16 protein-coding genes are annotated in these 15,190 nt (G+C 54.0%); 4 read left to right on the forward strand and 12 right to left on the reverse strand.

The features are described from left to right. Positions 1-4 precede the first annotated feature (4 nt). Genes pseI through NOM06_RS14640 form a run of 4 tightly spaced genes read left to right on the forward strand, consistent with a single transcriptional unit; the run spans position 5 to position 3,342 of the window. A complete protein-coding gene (gene pseI / locus NOM06_RS14625; RefSeq protein ID WP_255912094.1) occupies positions 5-1,051 on the forward strand; it encodes a pseudaminic acid synthase in 1,047 nt (348 codons plus the stop codon). After that, entirely contained in the window at positions 1,044-2,339 is a 1,296-nt protein-coding gene (locus tag NOM06_RS14630) for a motility associated factor glycosyltransferase family protein (RefSeq protein ID WP_255912096.1), read from the forward strand. The genes pseI and NOM06_RS14630 overlap by 8 nt, the downstream gene beginning before the upstream one ends. Beyond that, positions 2,336-2,596, forward strand: a complete 261-nt coding sequence (locus tag NOM06_RS14635) for a hypothetical protein (RefSeq protein WP_236382315.1) — start codon at positions 2,336-2,338, stop codon at positions 2,594-2,596. The genes NOM06_RS14630 and NOM06_RS14635 overlap by 4 nt, the downstream gene beginning before the upstream one ends. Further along, on the forward strand, positions 2,596-3,342 hold the full coding sequence (locus NOM06_RS14640; protein ID WP_255912098.1) for a class I SAM-dependent methyltransferase: 747 nt from the start codon (positions 2,596-2,598) through the stop codon (positions 3,340-3,342). The genes NOM06_RS14635 and NOM06_RS14640 overlap by 1 nt, the downstream gene beginning before the upstream one ends. Here NOM06_RS14640 and NOM06_RS14645 read toward each other — a convergent pair. The 12 genes from NOM06_RS14645 to flaA all read right to left on the reverse strand — a co-directional run bounded on the left by NOM06_RS14645 (position 3,324) and on the right by flaA (position 14,913). Further along, a complete protein-coding gene (locus NOM06_RS14645; protein WP_255912100.1) occupies positions 3,324-4,685 on the reverse strand; it encodes a DUF4910 domain-containing protein in 1,362 nt (453 codons plus the stop codon). The genes NOM06_RS14640 and NOM06_RS14645 overlap by 19 nt on opposite strands. Continuing rightward, the gene (locus NOM06_RS14650) at positions 4,682-5,086 is read right to left on the reverse strand and encodes a VOC family protein (protein WP_255912102.1); all 405 of its coding nucleotides are present in this window, start codon (positions 5,084-5,086) and stop codon (positions 4,682-4,684) included. The genes NOM06_RS14645 and NOM06_RS14650 overlap by 4 nt, the downstream gene beginning before the upstream one ends. After that, entirely contained in the window at positions 5,083-5,838 is a 756-nt protein-coding gene (locus NOM06_RS14655) for an AAC(3) family N-acetyltransferase (protein ID WP_370688926.1), read from the reverse strand. The genes NOM06_RS14650 and NOM06_RS14655 overlap by 4 nt, the downstream gene beginning before the upstream one ends. Then, positions 5,835-6,068, reverse strand: a complete 234-nt coding sequence (locus NOM06_RS14660) for an acyl carrier protein (protein WP_255912106.1) — start codon at positions 6,066-6,068, stop codon at positions 5,835-5,837. Before NOM06_RS14660 ends, NOM06_RS14655 begins: the two co-directional genes overlap by 4 nt. Further along, positions 6,061-7,680 carry an HAD family hydrolase gene (locus tag NOM06_RS14665; protein ID WP_255912108.1) on the reverse strand — a complete coding sequence of 540 codons (1,620 nt, stop codon included), beginning with the start codon at positions 7,678-7,680 and terminating at the stop codon, positions 6,061-6,063. Before NOM06_RS14665 ends, NOM06_RS14660 begins: the two co-directional genes overlap by 8 nt. A gap of 87 nt (positions 7,681-7,767) precedes the next feature. Continuing rightward, positions 7,768-9,852 (reverse strand): 6-hydroxymethylpterin diphosphokinase MptE-like protein, encoded by a 2,085-nt coding sequence (locus NOM06_RS14670; RefSeq protein ID WP_255912110.1) that lies wholly within the window; start codon positions 9,850-9,852, stop codon positions 7,768-7,770. Between the two features lie 6 nt (positions 9,853-9,858). Then, positions 9,859-10,158 (reverse strand): hypothetical protein, encoded by a 300-nt coding sequence (locus NOM06_RS14675; RefSeq protein ID WP_255912112.1) that lies wholly within the window; start codon positions 10,156-10,158, stop codon positions 9,859-9,861. Beyond that, positions 10,155-10,577 carry a flagellar export chaperone FliS gene (gene fliS, locus NOM06_RS14680; protein WP_236561953.1) on the reverse strand — a complete coding sequence of 141 codons (423 nt, stop codon included), beginning with the start codon at positions 10,575-10,577 and terminating at the stop codon, positions 10,155-10,157. The genes NOM06_RS14675 and fliS overlap by 4 nt, the downstream gene beginning before the upstream one ends. Before the next feature lie 25 nt (positions 10,578-10,602). After that, a complete protein-coding gene (gene fliD / locus NOM06_RS14685; protein WP_236561954.1) occupies positions 10,603-12,012 on the reverse strand; it encodes a flagellar filament capping protein FliD in 1,410 nt (469 codons plus the stop codon). 27 nt (positions 12,013-12,039) lie between these two features. Next, a complete protein-coding gene (locus tag NOM06_RS14690; RefSeq protein ID WP_069556070.1) occupies positions 12,040-12,480 on the reverse strand; it encodes a flagellar protein FlaG in 441 nt (146 codons plus the stop codon). A gap of 33 nt (positions 12,481-12,513) precedes the next feature. Beyond that, entirely contained in the window at positions 12,514-13,419 is a 906-nt protein-coding gene (flaB, locus tag NOM06_RS14695; RefSeq protein ID WP_236561955.1) for a flagellin, read from the reverse strand. A gap of 585 nt (positions 13,420-14,004) precedes the next feature. Next, a complete protein-coding gene (gene flaA, locus NOM06_RS14700; RefSeq protein WP_236561956.1) occupies positions 14,005-14,913 on the reverse strand; it encodes a flagellin in 909 nt (302 codons plus the stop codon). Positions 14,914-15,190 lie beyond the last annotated feature (277 nt).

Below are 15,190 nucleotides of genomic sequence, written 5' to 3' on the forward strand. Positions count from 1 at the left end.
ACAGATGCAGATCGATCATCGCCCCATCAACCAGGAACAGGCTCCCTATGTGATTGCCGAACTGTCGGCCAACCACAACGGCAACCTGGAGCGTGCACTGGCCATCATGACCGCCGCCAGGGAGGCCGGGGCCAGCGCCGTCAAGCTGCAAACCTACCGCCCGGATACCATCACCCTCAAAAGTGATCGACCGGAATTTCAGATCCACGGCGGTTTGTGGGATGGCCATAGCCTCTATGACCTTTATGAGTGGGCGCACACCCCCTGGGAGTGGCACCAGGCGCTGTTTGCCAAAGGGCGCGAGCTGGGGCTGACTGTCTTTAGCAGCCCGTTCGATTTCAGTGCGGTGGACTTGCTTGAATCACTGGACTGCCCGGCCTACAAGATCGCCTCCTTCGAGCTGGTGGATCTGCCCCTCATTCGCTACGCCGCCCAGACCGGCAAGCCGCTCATCATGTCCACCGGCATGGCGAACGAGGCCGAGATCGCCGCCGCGGTCGAGATGGCACTCAAACACGGCAACGGCCAGCTGGCCCTGCTGCACTGTGTCAGCGGTTACCCGGCCCCCGCCGCCGAATACAACCTGCGCACCATCCCTATGTTGCGTCAGCGCTTCGGGGTCGAGGTGGGGCTCTCCGATCACACCCTGGGATCGGCCACGGCCATCGCCGCCACTGCGCTCGGGGCGACCCTCATCGAGAAACACTTTACCCTGGCTCGCGCCGACGGCGGGCCGGATTGCGCCTTCTCCATGGAACCGGCCGAACTCACCGAGCTGGTAGCCTCGGTCAATACCGCTCATGCCGCCCTCGGGGTGGCCGATTACCAGCTCACCGCCAGTGAACAGGGCAACCGCGCTTTTCGCCGCTCCCTCTATCTGGTCAAGGAGATGGCCGCCGGTGAGGTGCTCACCGCAGCGCATATCAAGTCGGTGCGCCCCGCCCTCGGCCTGCCCCCGGCCGATTACGATCGGCTCATCGGCAAGCGGGTCAACCGCAGCCTGAGCGCTAACCAACCACTGAGCTGGGAGTGGATAGACAACGATGAGTGATGATCTCTTCAACCAGCACGGCAGGCTCATCAGCCAGCGCTGGCCCGCCCTCTGGCCCCGCCTGCTGGCACAAGACGTGGAAAGCCTGCCGGCCGAGCTGACCGAGGGGCTCGGCTCCACCCTCAGCCTCCACGGCATCCAGCTCACCAGCCGACACGATCGGGTGAAAGAGGCCGAGCTGCAGGCCGCCAGCCTGCCAGAGCAGCCAGTGCTGCACCTCTACGGTACCGGACTCGGCGATCTGCCGCGCGCCCTGCTGGGGCGCAGTGGCCTCAAGCGGCTGGAAGTGAAGATCATGAATGGCGCCCTGTTTGCCCTGGTGCTGCGGCTGCTGGATCAGCAGGACTGGCTGACGGACCCCAGGGTCGAGCTGATGATGGCCGGCGACGAGGGGGAGGTGCGCCTGCCCTTCTTCGCCCTGCCGCCCGAGCTGCTGCTGGTGGAAGATGCCGCCGCCCGCATCCGCGACCGGCTGGTGAGTGAAATAGACTTGCCGTTCGCCCGGGCCAGGTTCGACGCCGAACACCCCGACATCACCCGGCGGCTGGCGGAAAACCGCGATCTGCTGGCTGGCGACGGCGATGTGGCCTCCCTGTTCGGTCTGGCTCAGGGCAAGCAGGCGCTGATCGTGGCGAGCGGTCCGACCCTGCAGCACAACCTGGCCACCCTGCAGGCCCAGTTGCAGACACGGCGTCAGGACTATCTTCTGATTAGCGTCGATACCGCACTGGCGTTTTTGCTCAGCCACGGCATCCGGCCCGACATCGTCGTCACCATAGATGACGCCATCCACGGCAACCGGCTGCCCGCCGCCCAGTCGGCCCAGACCACCCTGGTCTATTACCCCACGGTTCCCACGGCAGCCCTGCAGGCCTGGCAGGGGCCGCGCAAGACCGCCTACTCCCGCAGCCCCATGTATCAGCAGCTGCGGCAGACGCACCCCAAGGGCGTGCTGCACTCGGGCGGCAGCGTCATTCATCCCGCGGTGGATCTCGCCGTACAGATGGGTTGCCACCAGGTCATCCTGCTGGGCACCGACTTCGCCTTTCCCGGCGAACTCACCCACTCGGGCTGGGCTGACGGTGCCCTCGGCCCCAGCGCCGCGCAGGCACTCAGCTGGGCCCTCGACGGTCATGGCCGGCGGGTCAAGACCAATCCGAACTTTTCCGCCTACCGCACCGAACTCGAGCGCTACATAGCGCGCCACCCCAAGGTGCAATTCTGGAACTGCAGCCGGGAAGGGGCGGAGATCGCCGGCTGCCGCTATCACCCGGAGTACGTGCAATGAAAAACGGTCAGCTCACCCGTCTCACCGCCCTGGCGCACCAGTTTCGGCTGGGGCAGTCGGTCGCTGCGAGTCAGGCATTGCCGGAACTGCTGCAAGAGGTGCTCACCGAACAGGGCAACCTGCCACCCGGACTGGTAGCCGCTCTGCTGCAGTGCCAGGAGCGCCAGGACTGGCTGGGGCTGGCCGACTACCTCGAATATGAAGTGGTGCACTGCCTGTCGACCCCGGCCGGCGACACCAACACAGGAGACTATTGATGATCAAGGCCATTTCCAACGCCTCCGAGAAAGAGCTGTCACGTCGTCAGACCTTCAGCGAGTTGCTGCACGCCAGCCCGCTGCCCGCAGCAGAGCTGCAGAACAACCTGGGTCTCTACCTCAAGCGCCAGTCGCTCTCCCGCATTCTTTTCATGCACGAGCTGTATCAGAAGATCGTGCCGGTTCACGGCGTCATCATGGATTTCGGCACCCGCTGGGGTCAGAACCTGGCGCTCTTCTCCTCGTTTCGCGGCATGTATGAGCCCTACAACTACAACCGCAAGCTGGTGGGATTCGATACCTTCAGCGGCTTCCCTTCCCACGCTCCGCAAGATGGCAGCGATGCCGCCATCCGGCCCGGTGCCTACGGGGTGACGCCGGGCTATGAGCACCATCTGGCCCAACTGCTCGCCGCCCATGAGGCGGAAAGCCCGCTGGAGCATATCGTTAAGCATGAGCTGGTGAAGGGGGATGTGACCGAGACGCTGCTGGCCTATCTGGCTCGTCAGCCGGAGACCATGGTTGCGCTGGCCTATTTTGACTTTGATCTTTACGAGCCGACCCGCCGCTGCCTCGAGCTCATCAAGCCGCACCTGACCAAGGGATCGGTGCTGGCATTCGATGAGCTCAACTGGCCCGCCTTTCCGGGGGAGACCCTGGCCCTCAAGGAGGTGTTGGGGCTGGATCGCTACGCCATCCGCCGCACTCCGCACAACCCGGGGCCAGCCTATCTGGTGATCGAGTAGTCCGGTTGCGGGCTGATGCGACGCAGCAGCCCGGCATCCAGCAGCATCCGCGCCAGCGGCTCCACCCGCCAGAACGGCGTCCCTATGGTCTCGGCAATCTCGAACAGAGTCAGCTTGCCGTCGCTGTAGGCCAGCAGATTCATCATCTCCCGCACCTGCCAGCCCGAATAGCGGGTCGACAAGTCCGGATAGAGCCCCCGCTTGCCGAGCTGGGGTTCGCCCAGCACGGTGACCTCGCAGCGCTCATCCAGCTCCAGACACTCGATGGCGCGGCGCAGCGCCATGAAGCCACCGGCCAGACCGGCCGGCGTCACCAGCGAGAGGTCATCGAGCGAGGTGTGGTACTCGGCATAGCAACCGTATCGGCTGCGCATCATCGAGGTGACCGGCAGATCGATGCCGGGCGCGCACAGCTGCCGCTCGTTGGAGCCCCGCTCCAGGAAGCTGTAGGCTTTATAGCCCGGTGCCAGATGGCAGAGCACATGGCGACCGATGCGATCCGCCAGTGTGTTGCCCTGGCGGGAAGGGAGGAAGGAGTAACTGCGGTCATCGCCAAGACAGGTCAGATTGAACCCGGCCAGGGTGCGCAGCTTGAGCTGGTCCAGATGGCGGGATAGATAGACGATGGCCCCCAGGGTTTCAGGCACCAGCATCAACCGGTAGCTGTAACGACGTGTGGGCAGTGACGCCAGCCAGGCCATCAGGAAGACGCCGACACAGGGGCCGGAGAGCTCGTTGTTGGCCATAGAAGGGTGGCAGGTGTAGCTCGACAGCAGGATCTCCTGCTCGCTCTCCCCCGGCAGCACCCAGTCACCGTAGGTGAGCGAACCCGGGGCTAGGGTGGCATCGATTACTACCTGATACTCTCCCTCCGGCAGCGCCTCTCGCAGCCGATGGGGCAGACAGAAGCCCCAGCGGCGCTTGTAGTAGGAGGTCACATAGGGAATGGCGTCCGGCTGCTCGGGCAGAGAGTGAAGATGGGGCTGAAGCTCGGCCAGCGAGAGGGTGCAGCGCACTGGCTCCGAGTAACCGACCAGATGCAGATTGTGATCCTGGAAATCCACCACCCTGCGTCCATCCGGCCCCACTATGTAGGCCTCCCGCACGTTCCACTCGTCAGGCACTGTCCAGTCGAAACACTCGGTGCCGCTGGCCACTTCATGGATCTGCAGCTCGGGCAGGCAGTGCTCGCGCCACAGGGCCAGCGACTGCCGAACCCCGTCCCCGGTCAGGCTGCGGTTGAGCGGAAACAACAGGGTGAGCAGCCGATGCAGCTGTTCACCGATCTGTGTCTGGTCGTCCCAGTCGGTGGGCAGATAACCGCTCTTGGGTGAAAAACTCATGGGGTGGGTGCCTCGATCAATTCGACAATATGGCCAAGGGGGCTCAGGAAAAACTGGACGTGGGCGCCGCCAAACGCGATGGCTGGCTGGCTGGGCCCGAGGGGAAGATGACGCTGGGCCCGCAGTTTTTCGGCAGCCATTGCCAGGTCAGCCACCTCATAGGCCAGATGATTGAGCAGGTTATGACGGGTACGTAGCGCCTGACTGACGGGACTATCATCACTGGCCGGTGCAATCAGTTCATAGCAAATCCCCGCATCATCATAGGCAAAACAGATATGCACCCGCTGCAACGGATCGAGCACCGACTCGCTAAAGCGGGAAAGCCCGAGGGTCTCGCAGCAATAACGTACGCCAAGATCCAGTTCGGCCACCACCAGTCCAATATGGTGCAGTTTCATCTCCCCTCCCTGATAAGCGCATGGGGATGGACAGCGATCAGCTCTTTTGCCACCGCGGCAAAGTCGGCGCAGCGAACGGCCCAGACAGGTAAACGGCCAAATAACCCCTGGTGCCATTTGTCCTGATTTTTAAGGGCTTCAACCAGACGGGAAAGATCTATCTCGCTGGCCAGATCGAGTCTTCGCACAAAGTAGTCACAATGCCAGGGGCGCACCATTCCCTGCTCGCGGACATCACCCTCAAAGCGTTTCATAAAGCGATAATCGATACCTAGTTGCTGCTCGATATAGTGGGTGAAGGTAATGCGATCGGGATGACAGGCAAAACCGGCAATCCAGCCATCGTGGGCCGCCAACCAAGCGAAGGGGCTCTCTTCACCAAAGCAGTCATGACCCCCTGCTGCAACCACCTGATCACGCCCCGCTCCCCATACCGCAACGCTGAAGATAGGATCGCGAGTCCGCGCAACCCCTGGCAGAGTGCGAAACTGCTCCGTCATCAACCCGACTTCACTGGGGGATGTCGCCCTGTCGAAACAGGTCTGACGAGTCAGGCTATACGTGAATGTTGGCACCAGCAGAGTGCCCTCGTTTCCAAGCCACTCCTGCATCCCCAACCAAAAAGCATGTATGCCAGCTTCATTGCACCGTCCTGGAAACTGGGCCACAGCCATGGCGTCAGAGTGAACCATTATAGCGCTCCCTCGTGCGATCCCGAGGGAACCAAGAATATGAGAGAGAGCTTCAATCACAGGGCAAGACCACGACGCAACAGCGCCTCACGAATATCCTGAAGCTGTTTCATCGTCGCCAGCTCTTCAGGCTCGAAGCGTACCGAGAACGTCTGTTCAACCAGTAACAGAAAATTGAAATGACCGAGCGAATCCCATTCCGGAAATGCCCCAAGTCCCAACTGATAGTCGCCTCGCGTGACGGTTGCAGAAGGAAACTGCTGTTCCAACAGAGTGAAGAGGTCAGTCATGGTGATAAAACTCCAAAAAAGGCAAATTCAGCTGTTCGAGCGCCAGACTATGGTAATGCTCATGGGAAAAACGGGCGGGATCCGGATTATCACAGGGGGTCAACGACAGGGATGCCAACCATGTCAGCGCAGGTTCATTACGTGCACAACGGTTCGAGCCAATAACCAGGCGCTCGATCCCCGCCTCGCGCAATGCAGCCGAGACTGCATCCAGTAACCAATATTCGAGTCCTCTGGACAACACTCTGCAACTCAGAGCCAGCGTGTCAAGCAATGCCAGTTTGGGCGTGATGTTTATGATCAGCACCAAGCCAACCAAACCATGATCAGCAAAGCGATCCTGCAACGACACTAGCCAGCACCAGCCAGACTGCGCCAGCCGTTTGAGCTCGCTCGCCTCATATCGCTGACAGGAGAGATTAAACTGGTTGGTTTTATGGATGATCTGCTCGGCACGAGCAAGGTTATCCACCGCCAACGGCTGTATCGCTGCACGCAACGACAAGGAGGCGAGAAAATGTTGTTCACTGCCAACCTCGTTACGTAACTGGGCGGCGTCTGCCAATGCCAGGTAGGAGGCCTGACGAAGAGCGTCATCACCACTGAAGGTGCGCGAGAACCCCCCATAAGTGAGCAAGGTTGTAGGCCATGCCCAAATATCTGTTGGTGGTTCAATGACATCGACTTGTGGCAAGGCATGGCGAACCTCGGCCCTTTCTAGGGGGGAGTCATCCCAGAAGACCAAGGCCTCAAGCCCCAGATTGAGGCTGGCGGCAATATGTCGCAAACCTTGAGATTTAGAGCCCCAACCAATGGCAGACGCTGCAATCTGCCGCCTTTTGAGTCTCATGGCTCCATGCTGCTCAAACACCAGCCAAACATCTGCCGGCTCGTTTTTAGAGCACAATGCCAATAACACGCCTCGCTGATACCAGTAGAGCACCGCATCCTGAAACGACTGATAGAGTTTGCCGAGACCGTCCTGACCAAGGTAAAGGCTAGTCAGCCCCTCTTCACCCACTACCCCCCCCCACAGGGTATTGTCACAATCGAGCACCAGCACCTTGCGTATCGGCGCCTGATCAAGCATCCAACACGCGGCAATCCAGTCGGCAAGGCTAGTCAAACCGTGCATCGAGAGGGGGCAAGAAAGAAGATAACGATTACGCTCGTCCACACAATGCGCTCGCCCCTGCTCAGAGAGCCAGCGACCCAGCCCCAAATCCCTAATGTGGTGACGTGCAAGTGCTCGGGTAAAGCAGATATCCAGCTGCATCATCCAGGGGTGAAGAGCGCCACTCACACCGCCCCCTTGCAGTGAACAGGCACCGAGATAAAGATGAGGGAGCCCCTGCAGTGGCGAGAGCAATGCTTCCAACCAGGTGTCGATGGCCTCGGACAAGGCAGGTTCATCCAAGGTGTGCCAATAGTGGCATTCGCTGTCGGTCAGCAGTTGCTCCCAAAACCAGAGCACCAGATGTCCGTCACAAGCGTACATCGGCTGCCATTGACCTTGAGGACAATATTGCAACTGTGCATGTCGGGCCAAAGGAGCCCATGCCACATTACCGGGCATGAGAAATGCGGTGGAAGCCAAGGAAAGGGTGGCCATAGATGCACCTGAAAGGATTAAATACTTCTATATCATACTGTTAGGGGATGGAGATGAACAGCACCATCTCCATCCGACATTCAAAGACTAGCGCTTGAACACATCCAGGCCAGTAAAGTAGGTGGTATCATGGCCATCGAACGCATCGGCATAAATTACTTTGCTGTCCTCGAAAAATAACTCCAGTATTGCCTGCGCCTCTTTTATTTTGCCCGCCAGCACCTCGGGTTCTGCCGCCACCTGCGCCATCATCAGGGTGATGATATTGGCGTAGAAATAGTTTATTGACCCTATCAATACTCGGTAAAGATGAGATTCTCGGCTCTTCAACAGATAAAGCAGATAGTCGTGATGGCGTTGCATCATGGCCAGCACTGCATTGTGTTCACAGGCAACTTGACGCCAGTCATCACGGAACTTGTCAACCAGCTCGTTGAACAATGGCACCTGCAACGCAGCAGCAAAATCAAAACTGCCCATGTCAAAAGGCTGGAAACATGTGGCCATCACTTCATCTATGAGTGCGATCTTGTCGAGTTCTGGCCATTCGGGTTGCAACGATTCAACACGTCGAGGTGCAGCTCCTTCGATATAAGCGCCGTCACTACTGTTGACGCATTGCATCTCAGGATAATCTTGCAATACACACTCCATATTATGAATGGCCAGTCCAAATAGATGGTTGATACGCACTTCGTCGCCAAAGTTACCCGGTGCCGGGAAAGTATCCTTTAAATTCGCCTGGTATTTCGCCTCTTGCTTGTCGTTGTAATAGAGACTCAGGCTGGAGTGATGCTGTCCGGCTGTTTTATAGCCATTGTCTATGCCAAACAGATACACCTGCTTGAAGCCAAGCAAGGCCGCATAATTGAGGCCGGTATTACCGACGAACGGGTTGGAAAATTCTATAGTATCGTACTCGAATGCCTGACCAAACGCGCTAATCAGCATGGAGAACATTGGCTCGTTGGGCTTGAATGCCAATCCTGTTTTGCGAAAGAAGCGCTTGCATTCAGGATGGATGACATCAACGCTCAGGAACACCGTATCCTTGATAAAGTCATCGGCATTGAGGATGCTAAGAAAATCTGCAGAACTTTTGGTGCGCTCCACTGCAACGTAGATATCCGGTTTTACGCCAGCTTTGTAAAGCGCGCTCACCGCTGTACCGCAGGCAATGATGATGGCCTGCTGCTGATGCTGCCGGATGAACTCGATGCTCTGATCCAGCGAAGGGCCATTACCGATCACGAAGACCGGCACCTGCTCGAAAGTACTACTATTACGCCATCGTTTAAGAAATGGGATACCGTCTTGCAGATGGGTGTGGCTATGAGCCAGCGCATATATATTGTCATCAAAAAATCCCCACCCTGTTTTGAGCAGATAAAACTCACTTTCCACTTGTGTAATCAAGGAGTGGAGCTTGGGAGAATGATAATGGCAGAACGAGAAATAGCTTGCCGACCAGAATGCGCCCTTGCGATGCAACGCCTCCATCATGTCTGCTACTAAAAGTTTTTCATCAACACCGATAAATAGGTGCAGACTGATCGACTCCTTCTCCATGTATTCCAGTAAGTGATGCCAATCAAAGCAGAAGAGCGAAGCATAAAACATGTCAAGATCAGGTTCGAAAGCAAAAAGATTTTTGATCTTGCTTTGTTCATACAAGCAACCAAGCTGGTAACCCAAACCAATGCCATACATCAACGCCAGCGGAATATCGGTATGCAATAACGACTTGAGGCGCAATCCTTCCAAAGCTGACTTGTCTTTTAATTTGGATATCTCATTATTGTATTTGATATGAATCTGGCCATCGATATACCACTGCGGCGCGAAATCGATACATTGCAAGACGCTGTTTTCAATTATGTCGGCAATCTGCTCCTGCACCTCACGCAACGGATCTCTACCATAAAGAGAAAGACCATCATCCAGCCATAGAATATTAGGAACACCGTTTTCATTACAGAAAAAGCGAAAAGGCCTGACAGGCTGGTACCCCTTGAAAAATTGATGAATTGTGGGCATATATTTGGCAAAAGCAGCCATATTGATTTCATAACGCAGCGGGAGTACTTCCTGCATTGCTGCCTCTTGCCGCTTTTGTTGCGCTAGTCGGGCCAACTCATTTTCTATATCTGTAATTTTTTGATGAATATCCATGTAGCACTAACCTGCGTTCAGCTTGTACATATCAGATGCTCGACCTGCTTTTGAAAATTTCCACAAAGCTGCCTCAGTCTGATTCTTTGCATTTTCTATCAGATCATGTAGGGTTTGAAACTGCATCAATGCTTGCTGGTGCTCCATATCAATCACTACATGTGGCTGGATATGCTGGAAAACAGCATCAAGGAGAATGAGATAATGATCGATCAACTGTTCAGCCGTTTGCACATCCTCCTGTTCGAACAAGGTCAGTAACTCTTGACCAGCTGCGATTAATTCTGGCAAACGGTTATTACTCATTCGGCTCGGCCCATCTTTTGTTGAGCCAAGGCCTTGTCACGCTCCTCGACAGGAATGGCATCCCAACCGCTTTTCACGGTCAGCATCAGATTCATAACCTCATCGACAGCTGTAATATCCATATCACGGCTAGCATCCATCATTCGAATTTTCATATAGTCATAAAGGGCAAAAAGATCTTCGGGAACCTTACCATAAGATAGATCAAGCGAATCTTGCAGCCCGTTGATGATGGCCATGGCTTTGGAGATAGATTGGGATTTTTGCTCAAAATCTCGACGTTCGATGGCACCGCGAGCCTGAGCCAGACGCTCCAGGCCCCCTTGCATCAAAAGTTGAATCACGCGGTAAGGATCAGCGACTGCCAATTCGGATTGCAGATTCTGGGTGGTATAGGCTTTTATATTTTTACGATACATATGAGACACCACTCATCACTTCAAATTAACTATTTTGGGTATTCAGCAGATTCAAATATGAAGCCGACTTGTTCATCTTGGCCAGCATAGCATCCAGGCTTCCGTAACGGGCCCGCAAGGTCTCCTGATATTTGGTCAGCTGAGTGGCAACATCTGACTCTTTGCGGCTCACTTCACGCAGATCTGAATTCAAAGAATCTTCTCGCTTAGCCAGCAAACCACCGGTCTTGGAATAGGTTTCCAGCTGGCTGGCCAACTGACCTGCGACCCCATCCTTGCCGCCAAAAACTGCCACGACCTGATCGAAATTCTTGTCGATAGCCTCGTTGAACTTGGTATCGTCGATAGACAATACCCCCTTGTTATCCATCTTTATACCCATCTGGAAAATCGTTGAGTAAGTAGAGGACTTTTGTGAGGGCTCGGTGATAATGCCATTCATCATATTGACCACGGCACGCGTCGTTGCATCCCCCGCCAGAGCACCGCCATCGTTCTGGCTCTTCCCTGCCACTATCGAGTTGCGCTTGCCAAGATCATTACTCTTCTTAACCAGTGCGTTGTAACCGTCAACAAAGCTTTTGACCATGTCCTTGATGCCAGCTTTGTCGGTGGTCACGTCAACTTTGTTGGACTTGTACGTCTTGGTCACCGAACCATCGCTTGCAGTCGTACTCGTACTATCTGATTCCCTCAAAACTGTCAGTTTGAGGCCAACTATAGTGCCATCAAATGTGTTGGTAGCACTGGTCAGCGTATTTCCATCTACCTTGATTTGAGCATCTTGCGCGGATTGAGTTTTTGACAATTTAGAAGTGAAGTTATCTGCCAACTCAGTGGTACTTCCGGTGATCACCAGATCCTTGCCACTCCCACTCACCCCAGAGTCAATAACGAGTTTAGATTTACCATCAGATGTGTTCATGATGTTGACATTAAGACCAAAATTATCACCATCATTATTGATGCGTTTACGAATGGACTGTAACGAGTCCCCAGCTTTCACATCAACATCAAAGGTTTTATCACCGGCCTTAAACGTCAAAGTTCCATCTTGAGTGATCATTGGAGTTGTCGAAGAGTCAAAACTGCCTTCAAATTTGCTAGTTTTCGCCAACTTTTCGACAGTTATATCGTATTGCCCGTTAGAGGAACCCGTTTTGCTCTCCACCTTAAGCACCGGATTATCTTTATCCTGGGTAATATTAATCGAGCGTTTGTTGAACGCATCATCCTTGGACATGGCTTGGAGTGTCGTCACAAAAGAGGCGATGGCCGATTTCAACTGCCCAACCCCTGAGAGAGTGATCTGAGCATTGGTCTTCTTGGTGGTGATGGGCTGCATCAGCTGTGCCTTCTTGGCATTGACGCTTGCAGCAATAACAGACTCCAGATCCAGCTGTGAACCCGCACCAGCAGACGTAATAGTGGCCATTCTCACTCTCCTCGTAAAACTTGCGTATTAAATCTCTTTATCAAGCAATAATCCGACTCTTGAGCCACCACCTATAACATCACCTTCACGCAGATCCTTGAGACGCTTGCTGATAGCCAGCAACTCTTCACTTGGGATCTGACGGATCATTGACTTGGTATTGGCGTCCATCACCTTGATAACAACTTGCTCGAGATCCTTTTCGACGCTGAAGTTGACGGTCCATCCCTGTAACTTGCTGAACTCCTGCAAGTTTTGTACCTCTTTTTCAATGTCCTTATCAGAGACATCAGACTTGCGAACCTTCTCTTTGGCTCGCTCCTCTTGTTGCTTTTCCACATCCTGTGTCATCACCCGCTGCTCTTCCGCCATGCCAGATAGCACTTGAGCGGCCGATTGGCCGCTCTTGCTACTTGACTGAAGAGAAGAAGGAGTGACCGATGAGGGGATTCCAATGTCATTGGCCATATCGTCGCTCCTTTTCTATCTCATCACTGCCGGTTAACCCAACAGGGACAGAGCAGATTGCGGTCTTTGGTTGGCTTGCGCCAAGATGCTGGACGCCGCCTGCTGCAGGATATTCTGCTTGGTCAGGTTGGCTGTTTCTGTCGCAAAGTCTGCATCACGGATACGCGAACGTGCAGCACTCAGGTTCTCGGACACATTGGACTGGTTGCGAATGGTGGAGTCAAAACGGTTTTGTACCGCCCCCAACTCTGCTCGCTTGCTATCAACTGCCTTGATCATAAAATCAAGGTTAGCCATCGCAAGCTGAGCTCCACTTGCTGTTTTGATACTGCTAACACTAGTCGTGGTAGCTGCGGTTGTTCCCTTGGTCACAGTATATTTATCTGCGGATGCACTAGACGCGACTGTCGCGCTACCCTTTGTCGCTTGAGCAATCCCATTCATACTGAATGCGGATGTCATTTTGAAAGAGATGGTCTGACCCGCATCAGCCCCGACTTGGAAAGTTCCCTTATAGCTACCATCTAATAATTTCTGGCCACCAAAAGTTGTGTCCTCGGAAATACGATCAATTTCTGTAATCAGTTGATCATATTCCTGCTGCAAAGCAACACGATCATCTGTGTTGTTGGAACCGTTTGCAGATTGTTGAGCCAAAGTACGCATCCGTTGCAACATGGAGGTCACTTCATCCATCGCACCTTCCGCAGTTTGCGCCACAGAAATGCCATCGTTAGCGTTACGATTACCTTGATCCAAACCGTTAACCTGTGAAGTCAAACGGTTAGAGATCTGCAAACCGGCAGCATCATCTTTAGCTGTGTTGATACGAAGGCCGGATGCCAACCTGGTATAGGAGGTATCCAGCGACTTGTTAGTGTTCATCAAGTTACGCTGGGCGTTCAGTGATGAAACGTTAGTGTTAATGTACATGGCCATAAAATATTCTCCCGAAGAACATGCAACTGCAGGTTGCGTCGTCTAAACAAAACGACGGCCCACCGTTTGAAGAGAAGGTTGAACATGCCTGTCTCTTCAGGCGGGTGTCTGTTTGAACGAACAGGCCACCCGCAGTAGTGCAAACGTTGGATTCCGAACACCCCTCGATTGCTTCACTTTATTTAACGGCAGTGCAGAGACAAGCTTTAGGAAAATTGTTGCCTAAAGCGGCAAGTTTTCTCCGTTAGGCGGCAATGGAACGTAAACAAAGCGACTTAGCCCGACAACCAAGCACTGACGAAGACTCACAGCAACGGGAGGGAGGTCATTGGCATGGTTCATGCTTGGTACTGACAGAGTGCCGTCAATTTGGCGACACAATAAAAAGAGGCCGGTGAACCGGCCTAAAGATGAGCATATGCTCAGGAGAATATGACCAAGCGTGACAGAACTGAACAGCTGGACAACACTTGGCATTACTAGTAGAGAATTATATCTCTCCCGATAGAACAGAGTGCGACCCGAACACCCCTTTGTTCCATCTCTTGACCAGGGCGGCCTGAACAACCGCCCTGTTTTCTTTTATTAACCTTGCAGCAACGAAAGGGCAGACTGGGGGCGCTGGTTGGCCTGACCCAAGATTGTAGAGGCAGCCTGTTGCAAAATGTTTTGTTTGGTCAGATTGGCGGTTTCTGTCGCAAAGTCTGCGTCACGGATCCGTGAGCGAGCTGCACTGACGTTTTCTGAGACGTTTGCCTGGTTGCGAATGGTTGAATCAAAACGGTTTTGCACCGCCCCCAATTCTGCTCGTTTGCTATCGACAACTTTGATCATGAAGTCTAGGTTAGCCATCGCCAACTGAGCTGCACTCGCAGTCTGTATACTGCCAACGCTGGTCGTTGTTGCTGCTGTTGTTGATTTCGTGACCGAATACTTGTCGGCTGTTGCAACAGATTGAACGGTGGCACTTCCTTTAGTGGCTGTCGCTATTCCATTCAATGTAAAGGCGGATGTCATCTTAAAAGTAATTGTCTGTCCTGCATCCGCACCTACTTGGAAAGTACCAAAATAATTCCCATTCAATAAATTTTGACCACCAAAAGTAGTATCTTTTGCAACTCGATCAATCTCGGTAATCAGCTGAGTGTACTCTTGTTGGAGTGCGACTCTATCGTCAGTATTATTGGAGCCATTGGCAGATTGTTGAGCCAGAGTACGCATACGCTGAAGCATGGAAGTAATCTCATCCATCGCACCTTCAGCAGTCTGAGCTACAGAGATACCGTCGTTGGCGTTGCGGTTACCCTGATCCAACCCGTTGATTTGAGAGGTCAAACGGTTGGAAATTTGCAGACCCGCGGCATCATCTTTGGCGCTGTTGATACGCAAACCAGATGCCAGTCGAGTGTAAGAAGTATCCAGTGATTTGGTCGTATTCATCAGATTACGCTGGGCGTTGAGTGATGAAACGTTAGTGTTGATATAAAGGCCCATGACTATTCTCCTAAGCTATTAAATTTACTCTTCTATTTGCTCAGGCTTTATTATTTTTTGTGCCCGATGCGTCTTATTTAACGGCTCGTTTTTGGATGTCTTTAGCATTTTTTTCAACGCTTCATCGCATTAACGCCGCTTACCTTATATATCGGCGAGTCGAGAGGAAACTTAAGGAAAAAATCGGATCTAAACCAGTGACTGTAGTGGTCAACTAAATCCGGACACTTGGTTAGGCCGAACCTCGGCTTTTGCTGGCGGTATCCCGTCATTGTAT

Origin of the sequence: Aeromonas sp. JL9, assembly GCF_024436075.1 — a bacterium.
Classification (GTDB): domain Bacteria; phylum Pseudomonadota; class Gammaproteobacteria; order Enterobacterales; family Aeromonadaceae; genus Aeromonas; species Aeromonas veronii.